The sequence below is a fragment of the Sulfitobacter brevis genome (assembly GCF_900112755.1).
GTDB lineage: Bacteria > Pseudomonadota > Alphaproteobacteria > Rhodobacterales > Rhodobacteraceae > Sulfitobacter > Sulfitobacter brevis.
This window is the reverse complement of the sequence record NZ_FOMW01000001.1, coordinates 157,961-184,586: the sequence shown is the minus strand read 5'-3', so window position 1 is coordinate 184,586 and position 26,626 is coordinate 157,961. Positions and strand designations below refer to the sequence as shown.

General features: G+C 56.4%; 23 protein-coding genes and 1 pseudogene. 15 read left to right on the top strand and 9 right to left on the bottom strand.

Features of this window, described 5'->3' with window-relative positions; all coding sequences use genetic code 11:
* Positions 1–136: 136 nt before the first annotated feature.
* Entirely contained in the window at positions 137–343 is a 207-nt protein-coding gene (locus tag BM174_RS00930) for a cold-shock protein (protein ID WP_093921946.1), read from the bottom strand.
* Positions 344–716: 373 nt separating this feature from the next.
* Here BM174_RS00930 and BM174_RS00925 point away from each other — a divergent pair, with 373 nt between their 5' ends.
* Positions 717–1,676 (top strand): response regulator, encoded by a 960-nt coding sequence (locus tag BM174_RS00925; RefSeq protein WP_245766241.1) that lies wholly within the window; start codon positions 717–719, stop codon positions 1,674–1,676.
* Positions 1,677–1,752: 76 nt separating this feature from the next.
* Here the strand turns inward: BM174_RS00925 and ettA are convergent, their stop codons facing one another.
* On the bottom strand, positions 1,753–3,408 hold the full coding sequence (gene ettA, locus BM174_RS00920; protein ID WP_093921944.1) for an energy-dependent translational throttle protein EttA: 1,656 nt from the start codon (positions 3,406–3,408) through the stop codon (positions 1,753–1,755).
* Between the two features lie 475 nt (positions 3,409–3,883).
* Between ettA and BM174_RS00915 the strand changes: the two genes are divergently transcribed.
* The 4 genes from BM174_RS00915 (at position 3,884) to dacB (ending at position 8,167) form a co-directional block, all read left to right on the top strand.
* The gene (locus BM174_RS00915; protein ID WP_093921943.1) at positions 3,884–4,324 is read left to right on the top strand and encodes a universal stress protein; all 441 of its coding nucleotides are present in this window, start codon (positions 3,884–3,886) and stop codon (positions 4,322–4,324) included.
* 15 nt (positions 4,325–4,339) lie between these two features.
* Positions 4,340–5,887 (top strand): alanine/glycine:cation symporter family protein, encoded by a 1,548-nt coding sequence (locus BM174_RS00910; RefSeq protein WP_093921942.1) that lies wholly within the window; start codon positions 4,340–4,342, stop codon positions 5,885–5,887.
* Between the two features lie 68 nt (positions 5,888–5,955).
* A complete protein-coding gene (locus BM174_RS00905) occupies positions 5,956–6,570 on the top strand; it encodes a nicotinate-nucleotide adenylyltransferase (RefSeq protein WP_093921941.1) in 615 nt (204 codons plus the stop codon).
* A gap of 91 nt (positions 6,571–6,661) precedes the next feature.
* Entirely contained in the window at positions 6,662–8,167 is a 1,506-nt protein-coding gene (gene dacB, locus BM174_RS00900; protein WP_245766224.1) for a D-alanyl-D-alanine carboxypeptidase/D-alanyl-D-alanine endopeptidase, read from the top strand.
* 46 nt (positions 8,168–8,213) lie between these two features.
* Here dacB and BM174_RS00895 read toward each other — a convergent pair whose 3' ends face one another.
* Positions 8,214–8,636, bottom strand: coding sequence for a tellurite resistance TerB family protein (locus BM174_RS00895; RefSeq protein ID WP_093921940.1), 423 nt, complete (start codon positions 8,634–8,636; stop codon positions 8,214–8,216).
* A gap of 118 nt (positions 8,637–8,754) precedes the next feature.
* On the opposite strand from BM174_RS00895, the gene BM174_RS00890 reads away from it, so the two are divergent.
* The 3 genes from BM174_RS00890 to BM174_RS00880 all read left to right on the top strand — a co-directional run bounded on the left by BM174_RS00890 (position 8,755) and on the right by BM174_RS00880 (position 13,289).
* Positions 8,755–10,335, top strand: coding sequence for a lysine--tRNA ligase (locus BM174_RS00890; RefSeq protein ID WP_093921939.1), 1,581 nt, complete (start codon positions 8,755–8,757; stop codon positions 10,333–10,335).
* A gap of 77 nt (positions 10,336–10,412) precedes the next feature.
* The gene (locus tag BM174_RS00885; protein WP_425442307.1) at positions 10,413–10,811 is read left to right on the top strand and encodes a DUF4864 domain-containing protein; all 399 of its coding nucleotides are present in this window, start codon (positions 10,413–10,415) and stop codon (positions 10,809–10,811) included.
* A gap of 189 nt (positions 10,812–11,000) precedes the next feature.
* Positions 11,001–13,289, top strand: a complete 2,289-nt coding sequence (locus tag BM174_RS00880; protein ID WP_093921937.1) for a glycosyl hydrolase family 28-related protein — start codon at positions 11,001–11,003, stop codon at positions 13,287–13,289.
* A gap of 44 nt (positions 13,290–13,333) precedes the next feature.
* Here the strand turns inward: BM174_RS00880 and BM174_RS00875 are convergent, their stop codons facing one another.
* Both BM174_RS00875 and BM174_RS00870 read right to left on the bottom strand, forming a co-directional pair.
* Positions 13,334–14,005: a hypothetical protein gene (locus tag BM174_RS00875; protein ID WP_093921936.1), complete on the bottom strand. Its 672-nt coding sequence runs from the start codon at positions 14,003–14,005 to the stop codon at positions 13,334–13,336.
* 116 nt (positions 14,006–14,121) lie between these two features.
* Positions 14,122–14,307: a PLDc N-terminal domain-containing protein gene (locus BM174_RS00870; protein WP_093921935.1), complete on the bottom strand. Its 186-nt coding sequence runs from the start codon at positions 14,305–14,307 to the stop codon at positions 14,122–14,124.
* 193 nt (positions 14,308–14,500) lie between these two features.
* On the opposite strand from BM174_RS00870, the gene BM174_RS00865 reads away from it, so the two are divergent.
* The gene (locus BM174_RS00865; protein WP_093921934.1) at positions 14,501–14,854 is read left to right on the top strand and encodes a PRC-barrel domain-containing protein; all 354 of its coding nucleotides are present in this window, start codon (positions 14,501–14,503) and stop codon (positions 14,852–14,854) included.
* An 85-nt stretch (positions 14,855–14,939) separates the two neighbouring features.
* Here the strand turns inward: BM174_RS00865 and BM174_RS00860 are convergent, their stop codons facing one another.
* The 3 genes from BM174_RS00860 to BM174_RS00850 all read right to left on the bottom strand — a co-directional run bounded on the left by BM174_RS00860 (position 14,940) and on the right by BM174_RS00850 (position 17,922).
* Positions 14,940–15,191, bottom strand: a complete 252-nt coding sequence (locus BM174_RS00860; RefSeq protein ID WP_093921933.1) for a hypothetical protein — start codon at positions 15,189–15,191, stop codon at positions 14,940–14,942.
* A 129-nt stretch (positions 15,192–15,320) separates the two neighbouring features.
* Complete coding sequence (uvrB, locus tag BM174_RS00855) at positions 15,321–17,528, bottom strand: excinuclease ABC subunit UvrB (protein ID WP_093921932.1); 2,208 nt, start codon at positions 17,526–17,528, stop codon at positions 15,321–15,323.
* 109 nt (positions 17,529–17,637) lie between these two features.
* The gene (locus BM174_RS00850; protein ID WP_093921931.1) at positions 17,638–17,922 is read right to left on the bottom strand and encodes an antifreeze protein; all 285 of its coding nucleotides are present in this window, start codon (positions 17,920–17,922) and stop codon (positions 17,638–17,640) included.
* Positions 17,923–18,108: 186 nt separating this feature from the next.
* Here BM174_RS00850 and BM174_RS00845 point away from each other — a divergent pair, with 186 nt between their 5' ends.
* The 3 genes and pseudogenes from BM174_RS00845 to BM174_RS00835 all read left to right on the top strand — a co-directional run bounded on the left by BM174_RS00845 (position 18,109) and on the right by BM174_RS00835 (position 21,051).
* Positions 18,109–18,420: an ETC complex I subunit gene (locus BM174_RS00845; protein WP_093921930.1), complete on the top strand. Its 312-nt coding sequence runs from the start codon at positions 18,109–18,111 to the stop codon at positions 18,418–18,420.
* 424 nt (positions 18,421–18,844) lie between these two features.
* Positions 18,845–19,759 (top strand): tyrosine-type recombinase/integrase, encoded by a 915-nt coding sequence (locus BM174_RS00840; protein ID WP_093921929.1) that lies wholly within the window; start codon positions 18,845–18,847, stop codon positions 19,757–19,759.
* Positions 19,760–19,765: 6 nt separating this feature from the next.
* Positions 19,766–21,051, top strand: a pseudogene (locus BM174_RS00835) (IS91 family transposase).
* A 638-nt stretch (positions 21,052–21,689) separates the two neighbouring features.
* Here BM174_RS00835 and BM174_RS00830 read toward each other — a convergent pair.
* A complete protein-coding gene (locus BM174_RS00830; RefSeq protein WP_093921928.1) occupies positions 21,690–22,724 on the bottom strand; it encodes an IS110 family RNA-guided transposase in 1,035 nt (344 codons plus the stop codon).
* Positions 22,725–23,584: 860 nt separating this feature from the next.
* Here BM174_RS00830 and BM174_RS21645 point away from each other — a divergent pair.
* From BM174_RS21645 to BM174_RS21680, 3 genes are all read left to right on the top strand, one after another.
* A complete protein-coding gene (locus BM174_RS21645) occupies positions 23,585–24,079 on the top strand; it encodes a DUF6634 family protein (RefSeq protein ID WP_093921927.1) in 495 nt (164 codons plus the stop codon).
* A 555-nt stretch (positions 24,080–24,634) separates the two neighbouring features.
* Positions 24,635–25,525 carry a metallophosphoesterase gene (locus tag BM174_RS00820; RefSeq protein WP_177209380.1) on the top strand — a complete coding sequence of 297 codons (891 nt, stop codon included), beginning with the start codon at positions 24,635–24,637 and terminating at the stop codon, positions 25,523–25,525.
* A gap of 49 nt (positions 25,526–25,574) precedes the next feature.
* A complete protein-coding gene (locus BM174_RS21680; protein ID WP_425442306.1) occupies positions 25,575–26,201 on the top strand; it encodes a DUF6634 family protein in 627 nt (208 codons plus the stop codon).
* Positions 26,202–26,626 lie beyond the last annotated feature (425 nt).

Sequence of the window (26,626 nt, the reverse complement as noted above, 5' to 3'; positions counted from 1 at the left end):
TGCTCCATCAAATAGATTTGCAGATGGGGTATTTTCCCCTGCAGGGGCGTTTTGGCAACCCCGTACACAAGAAAAAGCCGACCGTTGTTGCACAACGGTCGGCTCATTTAGCGTATCGGGCCGAAGCCCTCAAAGCTTATGAAAGGGCGATGTTTGTCGCGCTCTCACGGCCGTCACGGCCTGCTTCGATGTCAAAAGTCACTTTCTGGTTGTCGGCAAGACCTGTAAGGCCAGCGCGCTCAACAGCAGAGATGTGAACGAAAACGTCCTTGCTGCCGCCATCGGGTGCGATAAAGCCGAAGCCTTTTGTTGTGTTGAACCATTTTACGGTGCCAGTGGCCATATCCGTAGTCTCCATCTAAATGCCATCCGCGTAGGTGCGATGGCCCGGCTTTGTCGGTCTGGATCGAACTGAGCGCCGTATTAGGGAGACAGTGGGTCGAAATAGAATAACGTATGCGAACTGACATATGGCACCGATGAGAGATTCGTTCAAGGGGGTATGGGGACACCCATATCCAAGGCAATTTGGCTGGCAAAATGTTGCCAGCTCGAAAAATTGCCCTCTGATACGCGTTTAAAGCCAATTTTCTAAAAATTGACGCAATCTGGGCGTAATACTGCCCGTTCTGGAGGTGTTTCTGGGGACTAGATGTTTTAGCCGGCGTGTTTCCGGCGTTACCCAGTGTTTCAGAAAGGACTTGCCAGTGCGTATCATGGCCGTGGACGATGATCTGCTTATCCTCGATCTTCTAAGAGAGTGCCTCACAAAGCAAGGAGGTTATGACCTTACTTGTTGCGAGACTGCCGAAGACGCATTGCAGCTCATGGAAGAAGAGACGCTGCCGTTCGATTGTTTCCTGCTGGATATCATGTTGCCCGGCGTAGACGGGATCGAGCTGTGCGACATGCTGCGTCAAAGCAGCCGCTACCGGACGACCCCGATCTTGATGATCACTGCCAGCCGCGAAGCCAATTTGATGGAGCGGGCGTTTTATGCCGGTGCCACCGATTATATTAACAAGCCGCTGGACGGGATCGAACTGGGCGCGCGTATCAATAGTGCCAGCATGCTCAATGACAGTCTGCACCGCGAGCGCGAGATCCGGCATACGCTTGAAGAGTTGACGGAGAAGATGAAGCTGCGGCTGGAAGAGGACGTCGATCTGGAAGGGTCGGGCGTGATGACGCCGCCCGAGTTGGAGAACATGCTGCTGCGGATGCCCGCTGGCTGCTATTCGATGACACTGTTCAATATTGATATTTCCGGCATCCGGGGCATTCACCGTGATCTGACCGGACCACAGTTCCGGTATCACCTGATGGAGGTCGGCCGTGCCGCATGTGCGGCGATGGAAGGTCTCAACACGATGGTGGCCTATAGCGGCCACGGTCGGTTTGTCGGTGCGGTGATCGGGCGCAAACGCTTTGACCGCGAGAATGCCCTGATGAAGATGAACGCCCGCCTGTCGAATGATTGGGATGTTGCGGCCAGCGCCCGACCAATGCCACCGCAACTGGTGATGGGCACGCTGTCGGATCAACGATTGTGGTCCGGCCTCTCGGCCAGCAACCATTTGCGCGACAACTCGGTGCCGCCATCCAAGGAATTAACGCTTGGGAAATCTCAGGCCGATGTCTTGTTTGATCGGTTGGGCGAGATTATCGGCCAATAATTTAGCGCAGTACGCATAAAAACGGGGGCCATGAGGGCCCCCGTTTTGCGTTGTAAGACTGGTGCATGCAGTCGGCTTAGCGCACGAACTTCTTGTGCTTGAGGCGTTTGGGCTCAAGCGCATCTGCACCTAGACGGCGTTTCTTGTCTTCTTCGTAGTCGGTAAAGCCGCCCTCGAACCATTCCACATGCGCTTCGCCTTCAAAGGCGAGCATGTGAGTGCAAATCCGGTCGAGGAAGAAGCGGTCGTGCGAGATAACAACCGCGCAGCCCGCGAAATCCACCAGCGCATCTTCGAGGGCGCGCAGGGTTTCAACGTCAAGGTCGTTGGTCGGTTCATCGAGCAGCAGCACGTTGCCGCCGTCTTTGAGCAGCCGCGCCATGTGCACACGGTTACGCTCACCGCCAGACAGCAGGCCGACCTTCTTTTGCTGGTCGCTGCCTTTGAAGTTGAACGACGAACAATAAGCGCGGGAGTTCACCTCGGCATCGCCAAGCTGGATGATCTCGGCGCCGCCGGTAATCGCCTGCCAGACGTTGTCATCAGGTGACAAATCATCGCGCGACTGGTCGACATAGCTGAGATCAACTGTGTCGCCGTATTCGATGGTGCCTTCGTCGGGCTTTTCCTGACCTGTCAGCATCTTGAACAGAGTGGATTTACCCGCACCGTTCGGGCCGATCACACCGACAATGCCACCGGGCGGCAGCGAGAAGTCCAAGCCGTCGATCAACTGCTTGTCGCCCATGTGTTTCTTGAGGCCGGTAACTTCGATTACTCTGTTGCCCAGACGCGGGCCGTTGGGAATGACGATCTGCGCATTCGCCAGCTTTTCGCGCTCCGAGGTTTCGGCCAGCTCGTTATAGGACTTGATCCGCGCCTTGGATTTAGCCTGACGGGCCTTGGCACCCTGACGCATCCACTCAAGTTCGCGCTCCAGCGTGTTTTGCTTGGATTTGTCTTCGCGGGCTTCCTGCTTGAGACGCTTTGCCTTCTGCTCCAGCCAGTCGGAGTAGTTGCCCTCATTGGGGATGCCGCGACCACGGTCGAGTTCCAAAATCCAGCTGGTGATGGAATCAAGGAAGTAGCGGTCGTGGGTGACGATCAGGATCGTGCCTTTGTAAGCGATCAGATGCTGCTGCAGCCAAGCGATGGTTTCGGCATCGAGGTGGTTGGTCGGTTCATCAAGCAGCAGCATGTCTGGCGCTTCGAGCAGCAGTTTGCACAGGGCAACGCGGCGGGCTTCACCGCCCGAGAGCGAAGCCACATCGGCATCATCGGGCGGGCAGCGCAGGGCCTCCATGCTGACGTCAATCTGGCTGTCGAGGTCCCAGAGGTCCTGCGCGTCGATGACGTCTTGCAAGTTGGACATTTCGTCGGCGGTCTCATCGGAATAGTTCATTGCCAGCTCGTTATAGCGATCAAGGATCGCCTTTTTTGCGGCAACGCCGTCCATCACGTTTTCACGCACGGATTTGGTTGGGTCGAGCTTGGGCTCCTGCGGCAGATAGCCGACTTTCGCGCCCTCCGCGGCCCATGCCTCGCCCGTGAAGTCCTTATCAATGCCCGCCATGATCTTGAGCAGGGTGGACTTCCCTGAACCATTGACGCCGACCACGCCGATTTTGACACCGGGCAGGAAGTTCAGGTGGATGTTTTCAAAGGTCTTCTTGCCGGCCGGATAGGTCTTGGAGACGCCGGACATGTGATAGACGAACTGATAGGCGGCCATTTGGCGGTTTCCTGTCTGGTCAAAAGGGATTTGCGCACTGCATTATCGTGGTGAGGGGACAAGATCAACGTGGACCTGTACGCAGCGTGGTGGCGGCGTGAATCTGCACAGATGGCCGAACTTGATCGCATTCGAAAACATGTGATTTGTCGGGCGCCGGATATGTCCGGATAATCGGGTGGTAGGGTGTCATGCGCCGTAGGCATCACACACGTTTCGGCAGGTTCGGTAGGTCCCACGAAATAATATTTCACACACGCAATTTGACCGGTAACTATCCTTCCAGTTGAGCGGTGCGGACCAAGAAATAATAATTTTGCATAAAAAACAGGCGACTTGTCGCTCACAACCTTGTTACCATGAGTTCATCTGACACCGCAGACGTCTTGTAGGCCTGCGCGTCGGGACTTAAGGGCGCCCTGATGCGCACATCGTTTGGGATGGCGCGGGGGCGTAAAGCAACAGGGAACAACACATGTCAAAAAACACTATAGTTGTGGGGTTGGACGGGTCGGAGGCGGGCGCGCGGGCGCTGGAATTCGCCAAGACGCAGGCACGACAGATCGGAGATTGCGCAATTGTAATCTGCTATGTGATCGAATGGTCGCCGTTCTCGTTTCAAACACCTGAGGAAAACGAGCAGCGTCACAAACGCCGCGAGGAAGAGCTGGCATTGGCCCGCGAACGGGTTCTGGACCCAGCCGTCAAAGAAACACAAGGCAGCGGCGCGGAGGTCGAAGGCGTGGTCAAGCATGGCGATGCGGCGGACATCCTGAACTCGGTCGCCAAAAAGCGCGGTGCGATGCAGATCGTCGTCGGGCGGGTAGGCGCGCGCGGGCTGAAGGACCGGCTGTTTGGCGGCGTAACCGGCCGTTTGGTCGCCGTGTCCAGCGTTCCTGTGACAATCATTCCCTGATTTGAGGTGAGCACAATGAATACTTTCGTCAAAACGGGATTTGCCGCTGCTTGCGCAAGCATCCCGAATTTTGCAGTGGCGCAGGAGGCGGTCGGTATCGACCAGCGCGTCAATGACATCTTTGCCGGATCGACAGGTTGGTTCGTCAACCTGATCTTCGCGCCCTTGCCGGGCACGGCATTTCCATGGATCGTTCTGTGGCTCGTTGTCGCCGCGTCGGTCTTTACCATCTACTTCGGCTTCATCCAGTTTCGCGCCTTTGGCCATGCGATTGAGCTTGTAAGGGGCGACTATTCCGATCCCGATGATGCGGGCGAAGTGAGCCATTTTCAGGCTTTGACCACAGCGCTGTCGGGGACTGTCGGGCTTGGCAACATCGCGGGTGTGGCGGTGGCCGTGGGTATCGGTGGTCCGGGGGCGACGTTCTGGATGATCCTAGCGGGCCTTCTGGGCATGGCATCAAAGTTCACCGAGTGTACCTTGGGCGTCAAGTATCGCAACGAATACCCCGATGGATCCGTTTCGGGTGGTCCGTTCTATTATATGACCAAGGGTTTCAAGGAGCGTGGTCTGCCCGGTGGCCGCGTGTTGGCGGTGATCTTTGCGATCTTCACCATCGGTGGCGCACTGGGTGGCGGTAATATGTTTCAGGCCAATCAGGCCCATGCGCAAATCTCCGGCATTCTGGGCGACTTCTCTGGCGTGATCACCGGCGTCATCTTTGCTGCAGTGGTGTTTGCGGTGATTGTCGGCGGGATCAAGTCGATCGCGCAGGTCACTGAAAAGGTCGTGCCGTTTATGGGGGTTCTTTATGTCGGGGTGGCTTTGGTCATTCTGCTGATGAACTTCGATCAGATCGGTTGGGCATTCGGCCAGATCTTTCAGGGTGCCTTTACCGGTCTCGGTGTGGCTGGCGGTCTTGTCGGCGCGTTGATTCAGGGCTTCAAGCGGGCGGCGTTCTCCAACGAAGCTGGCGTTGGCTCTGCGGCGATTGCCCACTCGGCGGTGCGGACCAACGAGCCGATTACCGAAGGCGTGGTTTCGTTGCTGGAGCCGTTCATCGACACGGTCGTGATCTGTACGATGACAGCCTTGGTGATCACCATTTCCGGCGTACTGGTGATGGACCCAGACACGGGCCGTTTTGTGCTGAACGAAGCGGGCACAGCGATCCAGACCATTGACGGTTCAAGCGGTGTCGGCCTGACCTCGGCGGCATTTGCCACCGGATTTAGCTGGTTCCCCTATGTGTTGGCCGTGGCGGTGGTTCTGTTTGCTTTCTCCACCATGATCAGCTGGTCCTACTACGGGCTGAAGGCTTGGACTTATCTGTTTGGCGAAGGCAAAACCAAGGAGCTGATCTTCAAGTTGATCTTCTGCTTCTTCATCGTTGTGGGGGCGGCGGCGCAACTGGGCGCGGTCATCGACTTCTCTGATGCGATGATCTTTGCCATGGCCGTGGTGAACATCACGGCGTTGTATCTGCTAATGCCGATCGTGAAACGCGAGATGAACAGCTATTTTGCCCGCCTGAAATCAGGCGAGATTAAAAAGCACGTCTGACGCAAGCGATTGACAAAGGCCGGTAATGGCTCTTTTTTCGGCCCCTGAGAAATCGGGGGCCGTTTTGCATGCGCTATAAGTTTCCATACGCGGCGCCCGGTCAGGTCGTGGGGTTGTTGGGCGGGTCGTTTGATCCTGCACATGCGGGCCACGCCCATATCACCCGAGAGGCGCTTAAGCGGTTCGGGCTGGACCGTGTGTGGTGGCTGGTGTCGCCGGGCAACCCGCTAAAAGAGCAGGGGCCGGAGCCGCTGGCCAAGCGGATGGCAAAAGCGCGTGAAGTGATGCAGCATCCGCGAGTCGAGGTCACCGACATTGAGGTGCATCTGGGCACACGGTATACGGCGCAGACGCTTGCCAAGCTGGGCGCAATGTATCCGCAGGTGCGATTTGTCTGGCTGATGGGGGCCGATAATCTGGCGCAGTTGCACCGCTGGCAGGATTGGGAAAACATCATCCAAACCGTGGCGATGGGCGTATTGGCCCGGCCGGGCCAGCGTATCTCGGCCCGGATGAGCCGCGCCGCGACGGTTTATGCGCCGTACCGGATTCCGGGGCGCTACAGCCAGCTACTCTCCCATGCGGCTGCGCCGGCATGGTGCTTTGTGAATGTGCCGATGCTGGATATCTCTTCTTCCGCGATCCGTGCGGCGGGGCAGTGGCGCAGCAAGCCAGAGGCATGAAACCACACGAGCGGTGAAATTCCGCCAAAGCCGATTAAACAGATTAGCAGATGGTTGTGGACTTTAGCGCGCTGAGGTTTAACTCCGATTTATGGAACGCATTATCTCTAAACACATCTCAAGACGGTTCTTTCTGGGGACGGCGGCGGGCTTTGCCCTGACAGGCCGCGGGGTTGCTGCCGAGCCGCCGGCAGCTTCGCTACGACCGGTGGCGCGCGGCGACGACCTGCACAAGCTCAACATTCCCGAAGCCGCCGACATCATCCGCAAGCAGGATTTGACGGGACGGGTTTCCTACGCAGTGGCCCGCGCTGATACCGGCGAGTGGCTGGAATGCGAGAATGAGACAGTCGGCACGCCACCCGCGAGCACGGCCAAGGCAATCACTGCACTTTATGCCTTGGGCACCTTGGGCGCAGACCACCGCTTTGAAACACGGTTGAGCGTGACGGGCGGCATCGTTGACGGTGTGGTGCAGGGTGATCTGGTGTTGATCGGCGGCGGCGATCCGACGCTGGATACCGACACGTTGGGTGATATGGCGGCTAAGCTGAAAGCGGCTGGCGTGCGCAGTGTCAAAGGCGGCTTTAAGGTATTCGAAGCGGCCTTGCCCGTGCAGCCGAGCATCGACCCCGAGCAGCCTGATCATGTCGGCTATAACCCCGGGGTTTCGGGGATCGCTCTGAACTACAATCGTGTGCATTTTGAATGGAAGCGCGGTGCAGACGGCTATGATGTAACGATGGAGGGTCGGTCCGACCGGTTCCGCCCTGCCGTCGCGATGGCCGCCATGCAGGTGCGTGACAGATCGACGCCAGTTTATACTTATGAAAGCCGCGCGGGCAGGGATGAGTGGACCGTCGCAAAGGCCGCTTTGGGCAGTGGCGGGGCGCGCTGGTTGCCTGTGCGCAAGCCGGGGCTTTATGCGGGCGACATCTTTGTGACATTAGCGGGATCGCATGGCATCCGGCTGCAAAAGCCCGATGTGGTCGACACCTTGTCGCAGGGCGAGGTGATCGTGACACAGACCAGCGATGTGCTGCGCACGATGCTCAAGGATATGTTAACCTATTCCACCAACCTGACTGCCGAGATGATCGGCATGTCGGCGACGGTCAAGCGTGTCGGGATGGTCGACAGCTTGCGGGCCTCGGCGGAAGAAATGAACCGCTGGGCGATCGCGGAACTGGGTATGCAGACACCGCAGCTGGTCGACCATTCGGGGTTAGGCGACGACAGCCGGATGACGACGCTTGATATGGCGACGGCGATGGTCAAAATGCGCGACAGTGACCTGCGCCCGATCCTCAAGCAGTTTGTGCTGCGCGATTCCAAGGGGCGGCCGGTGAACAATCACCCGATCCGCGTGGATGCGAAGACAGGAACGTTGAATTTCGTTTCGGGGCTGGCGGGCTATGTGACGGCCTTGGACGGCACGGTGTTGGCCTTTGCGATTTTGGCGGCAGACCCGAAAATTCGCGCGACGATTTCGCGCGAGGAACGTGAAGGCCCTCCGGGCGCTCGGGCGTGGAACGGGCGGGCCAAACGGGCGCAGCAGGGATTGCTGGAACGTTGGGGCGCGATTTATAGCGCCTGAGCTTTGGCGGCGGGGCAAAGTGCCCCGCTCCGTCGCTGTTTTTAAACTAGGTCAAGTGACGCGCGCGCGCGCCGCGCTCGATCGCTGCAGCGTGCAGGCGGTCGAGATCAAGCTCGTAGCGGATTTCTTCGAGCAACCGCAGTTCGGCTTCGTCGAGTTTGCCATCCGCCGCGGCGACGTCGCAAGCAAGTGCATAAGCTGTCTCATAGAGGCGTTCAGGCAGGCTTTCGCGGATCAGGCCAAAGAGGGCATCAAGCCCGTCTTCCTGTTCGAAAAGATCAAATACAGTCTCGCTCATGACGCTCAGACGGTCTTCGTCATAGTCACCGAAAACCGGCAGCGTGTTCACGGCTGACTGGATCTTGATCAACTCGGTCGTACGGATGTTTTCATCGGAAGCGGACACGGCAATCATCAGGGCAACAAGGCAATCTTGGGCGCTGAGAGAGTGGGGGTCGTTTTGAGACATCGGGTGTCCTTTGCAGGTATGCGTTGGAGTGCAGAATATTGACGCCCTAGCAGGGACGCAATAGGTACGCCCAGACCTGTGCGCATTGGGCGGACAGATTTATGTGATGGATAGAGCAATGTCAGAGATGCGCGACGCGGCAATGACCAGCAAGGCATGGCCTTTTGAAGAGGCGCGTCGGGTGCTCAAACGGTTCGAGAAATCGCCGCCGGAAAAGGGCTTTGTGCTGTTCGAGACTGGCTATGGCCCGTCAGGTCTGCCGCATATCGGGACCTTTGGCGAGGTGGCGCGGACCACGATGATCCGCCGGGCATTTCAGTTGATCAGCGATATCCCGACACGGTTGATATGCTTCTCTGACGATCTGGATGGCATGCGCAAGGTGCCGGGCAATGTGCCCAACCCAGAGGCGCTAGCCGAGCATTTGCAGCGGCCTTTGACCTCGGTGCCGGATCCGTTTGGCACGCACGACAGCTTTGGCGCGCATAACAACGCGATGCTGCGGCGGTTTTTGGATACTTTCGGGTTCGAGTATGAATTTTATTCGGCCACCGAGTTTTACGGCTCCGGCCAGTTTGACAAAATCCTGCTGCGGGCTTGTGAAAAGTACGATGAAATCATGGCAGTGATGCTGAAATCTCTGCGTGAAGAGCGGCGGCAGACTTATTCGATCTTCCTGCCGATCCACCCTGAAACGGGGCGCGTGCTCTATGTGCCGATGAAGGAAGTGAACGCCAAGGAAGGTACAATCACTTTTGACACCGAAGAGGGCGAGGAAATGACTCTCCCGGTGACCGGCGGGAACGTTAAGCTACAGTGGAAGCCGGACTTCGGTGCGCGTTGGGCCGCCTTGGGTGTCGACTTTGAGATGTATGGTAAGGATCATTCCACCAATACGCCGATTTATGACAGCATTTGCCGGATTCTAGGTGAGAAAGCACCCGAACATTTCACCTATGAGCTTTTTCTAGATCAAGATGGCCACAAAATCTCCAAATCGTCGGGCAACGGGCTGACGATAGATGAATGGCTGACCTATGCCAGCGCGGAATCGCTGTCATACTTCATGTACCAAAAGCCGAAGACGGCGAAGCGGATGTACTTTGACGTTATCCCGAAGGCTGTCGACGAATATCATCAACAGCTGCGTGCCTATGAGACGCAGGATGCGGCGCAACGCTTGAACAACCCTGTATGGCACATCCACGGCGGCGACGTGCCCAAATCCGATATGGTGGTGCCATATTCGATGCTGCTGAACCTCGCGTCTGTGTCGAGTGCTGAAGAGAAATCTCAGCTTTGGGGCTTTATCCAGCGCTATGCGCCTGACGCTACGCCAGAAAGCAATCCAGGCATGGATTCCGCTGCCGAACATGCGGTGCGCTATTACAACGACTTCGTGAAGCCCGAGAAAGTGTTCCGCGCACCGAGCGAGTTGGAGCGCGAGGCTTTGGCCGAATTGCGCGACAACTTGAAGGTCTGGGAGGGTGGCTTGGACGCCGAAGCCCTGCAAACCATGGTCTTTGCCGTGGGCAAGGAGCGGTTTGACCCGCTGCGCAACTGGTTCACAGCGCTTTATGAGGTGCTGCTGGGTGCGAGCCAAGGCCCGCGATTTGGGGGCTTCATTGCGCTTTATGGCGTTGATGAAACCGTGGCCCTGATTGACGCCGCACTTGCAGGCGATTTGGTGGCTATTTGAAACTTTGCCCCTATCCGGCGCGTGACTTGCTATATGTCAGTGCCAGATAGGGGAGAGGTCGGATGCTGAAAGCGATTATGACGGTGCTCGGAGGGCTGGTCCTTTCCGCCCTGTTGAGCTTTGCTGTGGCAGCGCAGCAGACCGAGATCGAGAGCACGATCAACAGCCAGTTCGAAGCCTTCAAGGCCGACGATTTCGAGCGTGCTTTTGATTTTGCGACCCCAAGCTTGCAGCAGCTGTTTCAAAGCCCCGAGAATTTCAAACGCATGGTGACGACGGGCTATCCGATGGTCTGGCGCCCCGGTGAAGTGCGGTATCTAGAATTGAAAGAAATCGGCGGGTCAATTTTTCAGCGGGTGCAGGTCACCGATGCAAAAGGCTTCACCCACTTGTTGCTCTATCAAATGGTCGAGACCGAGGCTGGCTGGCGAATTGCCTCCGTACAGTTGCTGGATGCGCCCGGTGCTACGGCGTGAGCTGACCGCGATCCACATGTTGCTTCGGACCCCTCCTGTTGCCGAAGCAACGTACGCTCGGCTCAACCTCCATTAAGGGTTTGTTGATACTTCCCTGTCTTCGCGCCGGTCTTGCCGGGGTTTGAGGGCAATCAAGCGGTTTGCGGCCAGCCATTAGGCGCGCGCGACCCGCAGAAAAGGGATTTTGCGATGAATAAGGCGATTACCGACGGTTTGGTACTGAACCCCACGACGTTTGCAGCAGGGCTTGATGTCTGGTCGAGCGGGGATGGCACGGCCGGATCGGATACCTATGAGAATGCGGCGAATGCTGCTTTTGTCGCCGCGGATCAGGATTTTGGCGGGGCGCTTGAACTGCTCAAAACGCAGAATACGCAAAAGCTCAGATATATGGCGCAAACCCAGATGTTGCCGGGCTGCTATTTGCGGGTGAGCGCCAAGGTGAAGGCGATTAGTGGTAACCTGCCTTCTGTGCGGATAGCCGGCTATCCGGCCTCGGGCAATGGCAGCAAAGTAGGCGGTGTGCCGGAATTTGGCCCCGCCACGAGCCTGCAAAGCTACGGCGAGGTTGTCGAGGTCAGCGCGATTGTGGCGACTGGTGCGGTCGGCGGGGTTGATATGGTCTGGGGCACCGATCCCGTTTACGGCCATTTCGGGCTGGATCTGACCGGCCAGAATGGCGGGATCGTGCGGGTCGATGACATCCAGATCGAGGATGTGACCTCGGTATTTTTGCGTGATTTGGTGTCGCTGGTGAGTGTGCGCGACTATGGCGCACTGGGCGACGGCACGACGGATGACACGGCGGCGTTTGAGGCAGCGAATGACGCGGCTGACGGGCGCACGGTTTTCGTGCCAGCGGGGAATTATCTGCTGCAAAGCAGCGTCACCATCGACACGGATATCAAGTTCGAGGGCAAACTAACCATGCCTGCGGAAGCGCAGTTGTTGCTGCGACGCAATTTTGATCTGCCGAATTATATCGAAGCTTTCGAGGACGAAGAGATCGCATTTCTCAAGGCATTTCAGGCGCTTCTGAATAACTCGGACCATGAATCACTGGATATGGGCGGGCGCAAAGTGAACGTGACCGCGCCGCTTGATATGCAGTCGGCGGTGCCGGATCGCGACACCTATGCGACGCGGCGTGTGATCCGGAACGGTCAGCTGGAGGCGGCGATTTCTTCCGCTTGGGACCCGGAAGTTGCAACTTCGCAGGCGACCTATTCGACCAGTGACCCGATGGTACTGAGCAATGTGAGCAACGTTGCTAATGTGCCCGTGGGCGCGCTGGTGGAAGGGGCAGGCGTTGGGCGTGAAATCTATGTGCGCTCCAAGAACGTGAGCACGCAGGAGATCACCCTGAACGCACCGCTGTATGATGCTGCAGGCACCCAGAACTTCACCTTCCGGCGGTTCAAATATATAATTGATTTCAGCGGGTTCAGCGGGCTTAGCAAGTTCGTGATGTCGGATATTGAGTTTCAGTGCAATGACCGGTCTAGCGGTATTAATCTGGCAGTCACCGGAATAACGTTCCATCTGCGGGACTGCTTTATCTCACGTCCGGCTGACCGTGGAATCACCTCCATCGGCACCGGTTGCCAGGGTATGTTTGTTGACCACTGTCAGTTCCTGTCAGCCGAGGATGCGCTGGATGTGCCGGACCGTAAGACCGTGGCGCTAAATTGTAATGGCAACGATATCAAACTGCGCAACTGTCGGGCCACTAAATTCCGGCATTTCGCGCTGTTGGCGGGGGCCAACAACATCGTCACCGGCAATCATTTCTTTCAGGGGGATTCGGTTAACAACGGCGTCCGCTCGGCAGGGTTGATCATTGCCAATACGCATACCAGTTCGATTGTTGCCAATAACTATGTCGACAACTGTTTCATCGAATGGACCAACGAACAGGACCATTTGCCGGCTTTCAACAGCGAGTTTTCGTTCAGCGCGCTCAGCATTACTGACAATATCTTTTTGTCGGGCGAAGTAGCGCCGTGGTTCAGCTATATTGTTGTGAAACCACATGGCGCAGGGCATTTCCTGAGCGGGGTGAACATCACCGGCAACAGGTTCCGCAGTATTAACGGGCAGATTGACCGCGCGGACCGGGTGGATACGACCTTTGCGGATCTTGATATGTCCCGGTGCAAGAATGTGGTGATGACTGGCAATTCGTTTCATAATATCAACTATGCGGTCGAGAACCCCGCGTTGATTGATTTTACACAAAGCACGGCATCTGAGACTTGGATGATTGACGCCTCTGAGGTGCTGCCGTTTGGCGGTGAAACGCGAAGTGTCGATGCGGTCATTGCGCGTGGGGGCATCCGCAACGACAGCAATGTGCGACAATATGACATGCCTTACTCCGACAGCCGGCAGGGGGCCAACTACGATCAGGTAAGGCTGGTCTGGCCGACAGCGGTACGCGGAACAGTGGGCATTACGGTGCGGATGGACAGCCGTTAAATCGCAGTCCTCCGGCCACGTGAACGTATGTGGCCGGAGGATTTTTAGAAGGCACGCCAGATCCCAAGCTTAAGGGTGCTTCGGGTCACGTCGGTCAGATCTGCTTCGGCACCGATCTGAAACCGTATCTTGCCCTTCTTGCGTTGGAAGATGACGGACGGGCTGAGCTTTGCGGTCGCTGTGTTATCTGCATAGGAGAGGTTGAGCTGTACCATACCGGTGAATTGCTTGGTGAAGTTCAATCCAAGAGTCGCGTCGACTTTGGTTTGCTGGCGACTGACTCTAAGGTCCCACATCACCGACGCATCCACATTCATCCAGCCGTCTTTCTGCCGAAGCTTGATACCGCGCCCCCAGCTTAGCCCCGTTTTCAGATGGGGCAGGACAGTCGGGCCAACCCAGCGAGCACCGAGTCCAAGTTCATACGCCCATTTATGCGAACCGTCTGTGCGACCAAGGGGACGTCTGAGGAAGGCAGTAGCGTGGCCGGATTGCGTACCGGAACGGTCGGTGAAATAGCCAACATCGGCGCCGATTGTCAGGTCGTCCCGTAGGCCGAACTCAAGATAAGTGGTGTTTGCGGTTTCGAGGAAATAACTGATTGACGAGGAGGTCGCTGAAAAGCCGGTGCCCTTCTCGCGCATCCACGGGCCGCCAACCGCCGGTGCTGCCAGCAGAAACGTTAAAAGTATGAGCGTTACCCGAACAAGCCGCATGGAGCCTCCAGCGGTGATCTTGGTTAACGAAAGTTAAATATTGGTTAGGGCTGTGCGGTGCGCAATAAAAAAAGTCCGGCAAAATTTGCCGGACCTTTCTGTCGATTTGAAGAGGCTTAGACCCTGACGGAGCTACCGCGGGGACCTGCGATCAGCCAGACGATGAAGCCGACAACCGGGAAGACCAGGATGCCGAGGATCCATAGAACCTTTGCCATCGTTGAGGCGCCGGAGGTGAAAACCTGATAGATCGCATAGATGTCAGCGATCAGGATGATAAGGCCTAGAAGTCCATATTCCATTGTGTCTCTCCTTGAGAGTTGTGAATGATTTTGACAGGTTAACCCCTCCACACGCACTTTTGTTCCGTGAGCAGAAACTGGACCGTGCCATTCAGCCATCGGCTGAAACACGCAGGCCAGTCAGCACCTCGGGAACCGCAATCCGCAATTTCGCGTTTTCCGAGCAGACATCCACAGAACAAAGGAACACATCATGCAGACGACATCTTCTAACCCGCTCGTTTCTTCTTCCGATGTAAATGGAACAGCCGTCTACGGGGCCGACGGATCAGAGATCGGCCATATCGATCATCTGATGATCGACAAGAAATCCGGCAACGTCGCCTATGCAGTCATGGGATTCGGCGGCTTTCTAGGCATGGGCGAGGACCACCATCCGGTGCCGTGGAATGCGCTGCGCTATGACATTTCTCGCGACGGGTTCGTGACGGACATCAGCGCCAAAACACTTCAAGGTGCACCGGAACGTAACGACGACTGGCACCGCGACCGTTCATGGGAAGAGCGCACATTCGACCATTACGGAGTGCCATATTATTGGCTGTAATGCTTTGCTAACTTAAAGAAAGAGACCACGGGCGCGCAGTGCGGCCGTGGTCTCTTTTGATTCGCAGCGTCGATAGGCTGGCCGATTATTCCTTGCGGGTAAGCGAGAAAATCTTGCCAGCACCGTTGTCGCCATCTGACTTAAAATCAATGGTAACTTTGTCGCCTGCTGCGAGATCCGCAGGGACAAGTGTCTGCGGATTCAGCTGCCAATGGGTTTTGTCCGTCAGCACAATTACGTTGGCCAAACGGTCATAGGCGAGGATTGAACCGCTGGTTTTATCTGCGAGGGCAGGGGCGGCGAGGGTCAGAAGCACGAGAACCACAATTGGTCGCATCTCGGGAAATCTCCATAGAGGTAAGGCTATATTATAGCGGTCTGGTGAGATCTGCGGTGAAATATTTTAGGCGCTGCCGAAAACGTGATCATCCCCAATATATGGCCCCCGAGGGGCTTAGTTGCAGGCCTAGCGCTTGCCGCCGTATCGGCTCTTCCCCCCGCGCATGCCCCCGCGTCCGCCCGTGCTGCGGCCCGATGCTTTTTGCGCGTCACCTACGGCTTTCTCCACGGCGTACTGGCGCGCCATCGGATCATCCGCGACCACCAGATCCACCGCCTCAAGGCGTTTAACCTCATCCCGCAAACGTGCTGCTTCCTCGAATTCGAGGTTCTCGGCGGCCTTGCGCATATCGGTGCGCAGCCCGTCCAACACGGTCTGCAGGTTGCCGCCTGCAAGCGGATTGTCGATCTTTGCTGTAACGCGGTTCATGTCCACGTCGCCCTTATAGAGGCCCGCCAGAATGTCATCGACGTTCTTCTTAACGGTCGTGGGCGTGATGCCGTGTTCTTCGTTATAGGCGAGCTGTTTGACGCGGCGGCGTTCGGTTTCTCCCATCGCCCGCTCCATCGAGCCGGTGATGCGGTCGGCATACATGATAACGCGGCCCTCGGCATTTCGCGCAGCCCGGCCGATGGTCTGGATCAGCGATGTCTCGGAGCGCAAAAAACCCTCCTTGTCGGCGTCGAGAATGGCAACCAACCCGCACTCAGGAATGTCCAAACCTTCGCGCAGCAAGTTGATCCCGATCAGCACGTCAAAGGCACCAAGACGCAAGTCCCGCAGAATCTCTATCCGCTCGATGGTATCGATGTCAGAGTGCATATAGCGCACGCGAATGCCCTGTTCGTGCATGTATTCGGTCAGGTCCTCGGCCATGCGTTTGGTCAGCGTCGTGCACAGCGTCCGGTAGCCCGCAGCGGCGACCTTGCGCACTTCGTCGAGCAAATCGTCGACCTGCATTTCAACGGGGCGGATCTCAATTTGCGGATCAATCAGGCCGGTAGGGCGAATAATCTGTTCGGTGAACACCCCGCCGGTTTGCTCAATTTCCCACGCGGCAGGGGTCGCGGAGACAAAGACCGACTGGGGTCGCATCGCGTCCCATTCCTCGAACTTCAGCGGGCGGTTGTCCATGCAGGACGGCAGGCGGAAACCGTGCTCGGCCAGCGTCATTTTGCGTCTAAAGTCACCCTTGTACATGCCACCGATTTGCGGGACCGACACGTGGGATTCGTCTGCAAAAACAATGGCGTTGTCAGGAATGAATTCGAACAGGGTGGGGGGCGGTTCCCCGGGGGCGCGGCCTGTGAGATAGCGCGAATAGTTCTCGATCCCGTTGCAAACGCCAGTGGCCTCCAGCATCTCAAGATCGAAGTTGGTGCGCTGTTCCAGCCGCTGGGCCTCCAGCAGTTTCCCCTCGTTGACCAATTGATCGAGCCGCATGCGCAGCTCTTTCTTGATGCCGATGATAGCTTGGCTCATCGTCGGTTTCGGCGTCACATAGTGGCTGTTGGCATAGACGCGGATGTGATCGAAAGTATCGGTCTTTTCGCCTGTCAGCGGGTCAAACTCGGTGATGCTCTCCAAATCCTCGCCAAAGAACGACAGCCGCCATGCGCGATCATCCAGGTGCGCGGGGAAAATCTCAAGACTGTCACCGCGCACGCGGAAAGCACCGCGCTGGAAACCCGCGTCGTTGCGCTTGTACTGCTGGGCGACCAGATCGGCGATCACCTGCCGCTGGTCATAGCTTTCTCCGACCTTCAAATCCTGCGTCATTGCGCCATAGGTTTCGACCGAACCGATGCCGTAGATGCACGAAACCGAGGCCACGATGATCACATCGTCGCGCTCCAGCAGTGCCCGCGTCGCCGAGTGTCGCATCCGGTCAATCTGTTCATTGATCTGGCTTTCCTTCTCGATGAAGGTATCCGACCGCGCGACGTAAGCCTCGGGTTGGTAGTAATCGTAGTAGGAGACGAAATATTCGACTGCATTTTCGGGAAAGAAGCCTTTGAATTCCCCATAAAGCTGTGCCGCCAACGTCTTATTAGGTGCAAGAATGATGGCAGGGCGCTGGGTCTCTTCGATCACTTTGGCCATCGTAAAGGTCTTGCCGGTGCCGGTCGCACCCAGCAGCACCTGATTGCGTTCGCCATCGCGCACACCCTGGGCAATTTCCTTGATCGCGGTCGGCTGATCGCCTGCCGGTTCAAACTCTGTAGAAAGCTTGAAGGTGCGCCCGCCCTCAAGCTTGAGGCGGTTGCGAATATCCGGCGCCGGATTGGCCATCATCGGCATCCGTTCGGAACTATCAGTCTGAGCGTATGGCATGACGGGGTCCTTGGCTGGGGAACCTCATAAGTGTCGTTTTTGCGCAGATTATCAAGGGGTGCGAAGGCACGGGGGTCCGGCGCGCTTTTATAGGCCAGATCGCGGGCCGTTACTTCAATAGCCGTTTGCGGTTGGCTGAAACCTTTTTGCTCAACGGATCCATTGCCGCGATCATGATCTGGTCAGGCCGTTTGCCCGACATCGCGGCGGCGGCTCCGGCGTTATAGGCTTTGAGCATCGCGGGACCTTTTTCAGACACCATGCGATTATTTTCACCTTTCAAGGCGGGGACCATTCCGGCCATGCCCATCAGGCGCAGCGCCATGACGGTCTGGGTGTTCACCATCAATGTGCTCATTTGCAGGGAGAGGCGAATCATGTCTTGCGGGTTCATGTTTTGGTGCTCCTATGCGGAGACTACCATATGTGCTGCATCGCAGCATTAGAAAGGGTGATTGAGTCAACTTAGTTAAAATACTTGGCTTGGTGGCGCCTTAGGGGCTGGGATGAGTAGGGAGTGCTCTTGCCCCGTTGCGCGGAATGTCCGATAACGGCGCCACGCCATCCATGAGGAGCCGTCATGCGCGCACGTATCTATCAACCCGCCCGAACAGCGATGTCTTCCGGCACGGCCAAGACAAACGGCTGGGTTCTGGAATTCGCACCGGATGAGGCGCGCGAAGTCGATCCGTTGATGGGCTGGACGTCGTCGTCGGACACCCAAAGCCAAGTGCGGCTGCAGTTTGCGACCAAGGAAGACGCTGTGGAATACGCGCGCGAAAAGCGGATTGATGTGCAGATCCACGACCCGAACAAACGCAAGCCCAATATCCGCGCAGGCGGTTACGGCGAGAATTTCGCTACCAGCCGTCGAGGTGCGTGGACGCATTGATCTTGTGTAAGACATACCTACGATTTTCCCATGGAAGGCTAAGTTTGTCCCAAGGTCTATATATGGTATAGTTAAGCCATTTTATGGCAACATATTGTGTCTATCGTATTTAGGCAGGCTTCATGTTTAGGCGGCTCAGTTCAGTCATGAACTTACAACAAACAGTTATGACACCGGTATAAGGGCGAAAACGTGCGACATACGAACGCTAAAATTCTGTGCAGCCACGACTCGAGGGGCAAACGAAACAGCCTGCCGATTTGGTAGCGCTACATCTGCGCAAATGGCTCAAGCACTAAATCGCTCCGCGATAGGGCGCTTGTTTCAGTTGTTGCGCTGAGCAGGGATTTGTTTCGCGATTTGAGGTGTTGGGTGTGTGCTGTTGGTCGAGGTGATTTTGCCTCGATTGAGAGAGGGTTTTCCCATGTACATTCAACAACCGACACCAATGACGCCACTTCGTGCCCGCATGATCGCGGATATGACGGGGCGCAATCTTGGCCCTGCTTCTCAGAGCAGCCACTTGCGTGCGTGTAAGCGATTTGCGGCTTGGCTGGGGCGCTCACCAGAGACTGCCACGCCAGACGATGTGAAGTATTTTCAGCAGCATCTGGTCGAGAGCGGCGTCAGCATCTGCACCCGCAATCAAACGATGACTGGCGTCAAATTTTTGCTCCGCGTGACGCTTCGACGGCACGATCTGGTCGCCGAGATCTTCAGCCTTAAAGAACCGGTCAAGGTGCCGTTGGTTCTTAGCAAAAAGGAGATGAAGCGCATCTTGGCGATGGCCCCAAGCACAAAAGCTCATGTCATGTTGTCACTGGCCTATGGCTGCGGGATGCGCGCGGGTGAGGTCGTCCGGCTGAAGGTCGGCGACATCGACAGCGCTCAGCAGATCATCCGGATTTTTCAGGCAAAGGGGCGCAAGGACCGCAACGTGATGCTTCCGGTGGATATTTTGGACTTGTTGCGCGACTGGTGGAAAGAACGGCCCTCTGGTCAAGACAAGGACGTGCCCGCACCCGAGCGGGTCCTCTTTCCCGGTTATCGGGGTAAACATCTGTCCGCGCGACAGATCTCGCGGCTGTTCAAAGAGACCGCCCGGGAAGCCGGGATCACCAAGCCGGTCACGCTGCATACATTGCGTCATTCCTTTGCAACCCACCTGCTGGAACGCGGCGTGGATATCAGGGTGATCCAAGCACTTTTGGGACATACCAAACTCACAACCACTGCGCGCTATGCCAGCGTGGCCACTGGGATGATCGCAGCGGTAGACAGCCCGTTGGATGACCTGAACGAGCCCAAGCGCAAGAAGGGCAAGGGCAGACCGTCATAGGCAGCCATGTCTGGTCCATTATTGGAGGTCGCGGATATCTTCCGTGACCATGGTGCTGCCCGTTGCCCGGCAACACATGCTTGCATGTGTGAGAGGGGGCGTGCGGCAAACGCAGGGCACATCAACCTGAATCAGTTCAAAGTCATGAGCGCCATCGAGCGCTGCCGCACAGCGGCGCTTGGCGGTCATGTCGCGCGGTGCGCCGACTGCGCGCATGAGCACATCGCCTACAATTCCTGTCGCAACCGCCAATGTCCAAAGTGTCAGTCGGGGGCGGCGAAAGCATGGTTGGCGGCGCGCGAGGCAGAGCTGCTACCTGTGCGGTATTTCCATCTGGTCTTCACCTTGCCAAAGCCAATTGCCCCCTATCGGGACATTGCTGCGCAATACCCTGCCGGGCAATGGACATCGCGCACCAGAACAAGCGCGAGATCTATAATCTGCTGATGCGGGTGAGTGCGGACACGGTGATCAGGATTGCTGCCGACCCAAAGCATCTCGGTGCGCGTGTTGGCATCACATCGGTTTTGCACACATGGGGCTCGGCGATGACGCACCACCCACATGTCCATATGATCGTCCCGGGCGGCGGCCTGTCTACGGATGGTTCAAAATGGATCAGCTCCCGCAAGAACTTCTTTGTGTCTGTGCGGGTTCTGTCCCGTCTGTATCGCCGCCTCATTTTGGAAGGGCTAACCAAACTACACAAAGCCGGAAAGCTACAAATTCTTTGGAGAACATGCTGGGCTCGTTGATCGCGCGGCATTCGATACTTTCCTGCAACCTCTGCGCCAGATCGACTGGGTCATTTACGCCAAAGAACCCCTCGCCGGGCCCAAATCCGTGTTGGCCTATCTGTCGCGCTACACGCACAGGGTGGCCATTTCCAACAGCCGCCTGATCCGTTTCGATGCGCGCAGCGTCACCTTCCGCGTCAAAGATTACCGCCTCAAAGGCGCGGGTCGCCAAACGACCATGACGCTGACAACGCCAGAGTTCACCCGCCGCTTTCTGATCCACGTGCTCCCCAGAGGCCAGCACCGCATCCGCCACTATGGCTTCTTCGGAAACGGCAACCGCGCAGCCAATATCGCCAGGATCAGGCAACTTCTCAGGGCCAAACGCCCGATCCTCAGTACATCGACGACGCGGGCACAGACGATGCGGATAAGTCGCCCCGCGTCCTCGCCCTGCCTTGCCCATGTTGCGGGGGGCAGTTGATCATCGCCGAGACAATCGCACCAGCGCAGCACGCCCGAGCACCGCCAGCAACACAGAGGGCCGCAGCATGACACACACGCCGTACAATACGGACGATACCCTCAGCCGCAGGCTATATCTCCTGCGAACCAATCGTCATGCGCAGGCCAAGTTATCAACGCCGCAAAAGCGGATAATATCGACGAGACGCCGCGCAAATAACCCAAGTGCTGGCAAAACCGGCGCAGTGCTTAGCCTAACAAACCACAGTCAACGGGTCTGTCTGACCAGGTTCGAGGCAAACCCACCGCCCAAATCCCCATAACAAAAAACGGCCCACCAAGCCCAACCCCACGATTTCCCGCTTGAGCGCTTCTCCGACGCCAGGCAACGATCCGCGTCACTCAAACGTCGCGCACGGCGTCCGAGGAACCTACATCGGAGCGGTCATTCGCGGCACTAAGCATGGAAGTCCGCTTCTCTAATTGGGTGTTTGGGTCAAGCTCGTTTTCCTTTTTTGTTTCGGGTCTTTGTCACTCATCCGGGTCACGCTTCTCTTCGCAGTCTGGTTGATGCCGTGATGGCACCGCTGCACGCATATGTCGGATCGGACGTGGAGAGCCTTGCTTTGAGACGCGCTTCACTTGGCGCAGCAGACATTTTCGGCTTCATCCACGAACCTCGTCCGGTGAGGGACGACCCCGTCAGGATTGGGTTTCGGCTGTTCAGATCATGCCATGCCTCCCACGTTTTCCTGACGGAATTCAGTGCCATCCGTCCACATGCGATGCAGCAATACGGCGAGTTTGCGTGCAACTGCGACAACGGCACGGCGGCGACCCTTGGCCCGCATCAACCGCATGCCCCATGATTTTATCTGTGAGCCAGCCATCGTTCGCATGAGCAAGGCGTTGGCGGCGGCGTACAATGTTGCCCGGACATCTCGGTCTCCCGCTTTCGATATACGACCGGGATTGTCGTGCTCACCCGACTGATATCGTCGCGGTGTCAGCCCAAAATGCGCGCCTACAGTCCGCGACCGTTTGAAGCGCGTCGGGTCATCCACAGCGGCTTTGAAGGTGAGCGATGCAATCGGCCCGACACCTGGAACGGTCATCATCCGCAGACAAACTTCATCATGGCTGGCAGCGCGTTTGACGCGCCGATCCAGTTCCAGAAAGTGCTGATACAAAACCACGCGTGCGTCTAAGAGCGGGATCATGGCATGCGCCAGAACGTCATCCATCTCAATCAACGGTCGGGCGACACCGTCAAAGCTGCCGTGCTTCACGGTCATGGGCAGACGAATGCCGAAGATCTTCAACAGCCCACGGACTTCGTTTGCCAAATCCATCGTCTTCTTCAGCAACGCCTTTCGTGTACTGAGCAACGCACGCACACCATGCGCCTCTCGGCTCTTCATATGCACAGGGCTAAACCAAACGGTACGCAGAACTTGAGCGATGCCACGCGCGTCATTCTTGTCAGTCTTGTTACGCATTGCCGACAGCGCCGCATTGACCTGACGGGCCTCCATGCAAACGACATCAAAGTCTTCTGCCTTCAGACCATAGAAAAGGTGCTGGCTCATCGTGCCCGCTTCAAAGCCTATCCGTTCAATCGGATGGGGAAACGTTCCAAGGCACTCAGCGATGTCGTTGATCTCGCATGGCAACTCCCGCTCAAGCAGCACCGTTCCCTTGCTATCAACAATGCAAAGCGCATAGGATCGAAGCGATACGTCTATTCCAGCAAAATATTCCATCTTCTTTCTCCCTTGTTCACAGTCATCCTGTGATCTTATCGGGAGCTCAACCTCAGAACAGAGGTAGCCCAATTACGCATGCTTCGGGCCGTTCGCTTCGGCCGACACCAAGGGCAGTTTCCTGACCTTCGCTGCAAGCGCGCTTTATTCATATCAAGTCAAAAGAAGCTGCACTTCCGAGTTGGGCAGGTAAACTTTCGCTGCACTGCCGCATGGCGGCTCGCAGTCCAAAGGCGTTGCTTGCATCGAGCGCTGCGGCGGTAAATCTGTGCGCGTGAACGGCGGTAAACCAGGTCGTGCGTGCGGCTGTTCCGTGCTGTGCGATTGGAGAGGGCGGGCCATGCGGTCCGAATTTCTGGGGGCAGAGCAACCGCGCCTATCCAGCACTCCCCAAACTTTCTTCGCCCGAATGATGGGTTTTGCAGCCGAGTTGCGCGAAAGTAACAGTCGCGACTTCGAAAAACAGTGCGAAAAATACCGAACAGCGCCCCATGTTTCCGGTGCCTTTGGATTTATCGAGACAGGGCACCACTTGCGAAAAATAGCAGGGTTTAGCCCTCGCTAGTCTCAATCGACGAAAGTTCACAGCCCTCCACTAGCAAGCACCGTTGGCACGCTTCATCTTTGTTAGATGCAGCCACAAATGAAGTTATTACGATGACATACAGCTACCAAGTGCCTTCCAGCCCTCCTGCAATCGATCTCGTCTGTTTTAATCTGTTCGGGACTCTTGCTGAAGTCGCTGATCAGCACACGCCATACGCAGATTTCATCGTGAATCAGGCAGCGGAGCGGCCTTGATGTACTCCATATTGAATGATGATTTCATGAAAGAATTTACTCGAAAGTGAGGGTTTAATTTGGGGTCACTAGCAAATGCACGCCAGCATATTTACCAGCTCATATTGGCCCTGGAGGAGGTACTTTCCGGGCCGCCAGACGTACGTCAGATGGAGGACTCTCCATTTCTCAATTTATGGGCACCCGTCAGAGTGCACAGTGACATATCTCTGTTTGGGCAGGTCTCGGGACATCCAAGTCTGCCAGAACGGCAAGTAATCACATCACTCATACTTTACATCGATCTTGAACGCCGCATCAGCCGCACGATGAACCGCTGGTACCGACTGGGTGAACCCAGGGACTATCTTCGCGAAGCCGCGGACGCCTTCCCCAATATCGACATGACGGATGCGGTGCTTAACATTGGCAACGATACTGTCGGGGCGACAGTCGATCAGCTGCACGCCGCGATCGCGGACTTCCCACGTTCACTGCTAGCTGACTGCCTTTTACTACAACAGTTTGATCTGTTACCCTGGTTGGATCGCGTGGTCAAAGCTTGGCCGGTATAAAATCCGCGCTATTCAAAATTTCATCCAGCGACGGCCCACAGGAACGCGCGATCGAGAGATAGAATGAAAACTGCAGGTTCTGGATTGAGAAGCTTTGTGCCAATCCTTCCAGGTTTGGCAGAGTCGCTATGTGGTTGTCCGCTCCTGTCCCCAATGGCTGCTGCACTTGCAAGTGCACCAAACTTCCGGACACCGCCTAATGAGCAGATCAACACTGAAGACTCAAGGCTGTCGCACAGCAGCCGGATCAAGCCGCCCGCTGAGCGGTTTCCAACCAGACGTTTCCTGGAAGGGGGCGGACCACGCATTAAAAGGAATGGCAATTTCCGTCTTTTGCGAATTTGTTGCTGATCCCGGATTTCGTGAACCGCCCAAGTTGCGAAAAAGAGTGGTGAAACCACCAAATGGCCATACAGGGGGCGGTTACGACCAAATCTCATGCGTTGCTAAAATCGTGCCCGTCAAATTTATTCTGCTTTTATTTCAGGAGCTTGAATCGAATGCTGTCTCGACGTCACAATGGGCGAGTACCGCCAGATGACTGAGGCTACAAACATGACACTGACAATCCCATACGACAGCGGTCGGATCGCTATTCTGTCCGATCTGCATGCCGATACGTACCAGCGCAGGGGGGCTGATCCGATTACGTCGCTCGGTCTTCATGCCATTGTTAACGACTCGCTTGATGCGCTCATCATCGCCGGGGATCTAACTGATGGGCCCGCAGCAAAATGGATCCGGGGGCTCGCTCATCTGACGCCGCACATCCCGCCGGAGCGCATCTATATATTGCCCGGAAATCATGATTATTACGGCGGCACGCTTCAAGATGACCAATTGCTTGCTGAACACACGCAGTCCGTTAGCGCTCATTTTGTGCAGAAAGAAGAACTGCTCCATGGGGATACCAGGGTTCTATGTTGCACGCTCTGGACGGACTTCGATCTGCTCGAGGATGCTGAAACAGCGATGGGTATCGCGGGAAGCGTTATGCGGGACTACTCTCGGATATGGACCGATCACACTGCAGATTCTACGGCCGGGATTGGTGACACGTGGCAACCTTCAGCCAGTGAAATCGAGCCCGCAGACACGCTTGCCGTTCACCGCGACCACCGCGGTTGGCTCGAAAGCAAGTTGATGACTGCGCACCCTGACGGGGAGGCTGGCCGCACAATTGTTGTGACACATCATGGGCCACATCTTTCAGTGGCAGGATCAGTGGATGGTCTGACACCCGCCTTCCACTCCGACTTGACAGATCTGATAGAAAGGTTTGCCCCGGCCGCTTGGTTCATTGGGCATTCGCATCGGCGCCTACGTGCCATGGTCGGGCGGACCGATGTTCGAAACGTGAGCGTCGGCTATTGTCGGGAATTTCATGTGTCAGAGAGCCAATATCTAATCAACGCGAGCATTTGGGAGAGCCGACGTGGATCCTAATGCAGAAGATCTCCACCTTATCGAAGCACTGAGACGGGCAACCCCGGTGATGACGACTGGCTCAGACGGCGTTTGCTATGCTTTGGCGAAGTCCATTCCATTGGAGGTACTAAAAGCAATTGAAGGGTTGGCCCCGTCAATGATTTACATCGAACTCAGCCAAGGTACGGGCCTGCCAGTTGCTGACTGGCTGTCGTGCAAAGAATGGCTGATCTCGAGGCTTATCACACGTATGACACGACGATCACTTGACCTAGGCACGCGAGGCCCGATGCCTGGCGACCTCGATCACGCCCCGACACTCTCACCTTGGTTCCCGATCTGGGATACCCAATATGGGGGCGCAATTCTAATTGGCGTTCAGACTGGTCACCCCACCTTGCGAGGTAAAGTGATCAACACTTCAAGGCTTTGCGGCTTGGACGTAGACGGTGTCTGGGCGCGCTCTGCGACCCGCTGGTATCGACTGGGTAAACTTGCAGAGCGGAAAGACTTTACCTTTGAGCTCTCAGGGAAAGCGTCGCTATTTGAAGGTCATGGAATAAGCCTATATAAAAAAGAGAAATTTTTCAGCGCCGGAAGAACTTGGTATAGTTTTACATCGTGTAATGCATATCTAAGATTTTCCCGAGATCTATATGAATTGTGGCGACGTCAGGTAGCTTTCAAAATGTAGCGGTTCGCGTTTCGCGGCTGGTCTCGTTCTCAGGCCGCAAAATTCAGTGGTGAACTATAACCAAAGCCAATGACCGACTAGTACTAGGGCGAAAACGGGCGTGATAAGAGCGCCAAGATTTTTTACATTCCGTTCTGCCAAACTTGCTCTCGAATGCGCCGTATGGGGGGCAACAGAATCTGCCTGCTGTTTTGGAACTCGCGAAACCGACGTGCACGGCCCATATCGACCCTTGGCCGTCACATCCAATGCTGCAATACGGCTTTCGCTTTGCGGTCGTTTGTGCGTCCTGCAGCATTTTAGCCGATAAAACGTCGGTCAGCGGACTTTTCAGACCTTCACTGCAAGTGCGCCAATGTCAAGTTCGGCAAAGCGTTTAACAAACAGTGAATTTCTGATCGGCCTATACTGTCCCAACGGCATTA